1 protein-coding gene is annotated in these 570 nt (G+C 46.0%); it reads left to right on the plus strand.

Features of this window, described 5'->3' with window-relative positions; translation table 11 throughout:
* Nucleotides 1–570 (plus strand): GTP-binding protein (locus IW644_RS20040; protein WP_269919047.1); only part of this gene is annotated, 570 nt, incomplete at both ends.

Here is a 570-nt window from a genome sequence, read left to right on the forward strand (position 1 = left end):
TAGAATATGACACTCCTACTCGTCACTACGCACACGTAGACTGCCCAGGACACGCTGATTACGTTAAAAACATGATCACTGGTGCTGCTCAGATGGACGGTGGTATCCTAGTAGTAGCTGCGACTGATGGCCCTATGCCTCAGACTCGTGAGCACATCCTACTTGGTCGTCAGGTTGGTATTCCTTACATCATCGTATTCATGAACAAGTGTGACATGGTTGATGATGAAGAGCTTCTAGAGCTAGTTGAAATGGAAGTTCGTGAACTTCTTAACGAATACGAATTCCCAGGTGATGACCTACCAGTTATCCAAGGTTCAGCTCTTAAAGCGCTTGAAGGCGACGCAGAGTGGGAAAAGAAAATCATCGAGCTTGGTGAAGCGCTTGATTCATACATCCCAGAGCCAGAGCGTGCAATCGACAAGCCGTTCATCCTTCCAATTGAAGACGTATTCTCAATCTCAGGCCGTGGTACTGTTGTAACAGGTCGTGTTGAGCAAGGTATCATCAAGGTTGGTGAAGAAGTAGAAATCGTAGGTATCAAAGACACTACTAAGACTACTTGTACTG

The sequence above is a fragment of the Alteromonas sp. PRIM-21 genome, from assembly GCF_027563165.1.
Taxonomy (GTDB): Bacteria; Pseudomonadota; Gammaproteobacteria; order Enterobacterales; family Alteromonadaceae; genus Alteromonas; species Alteromonas macleodii_A.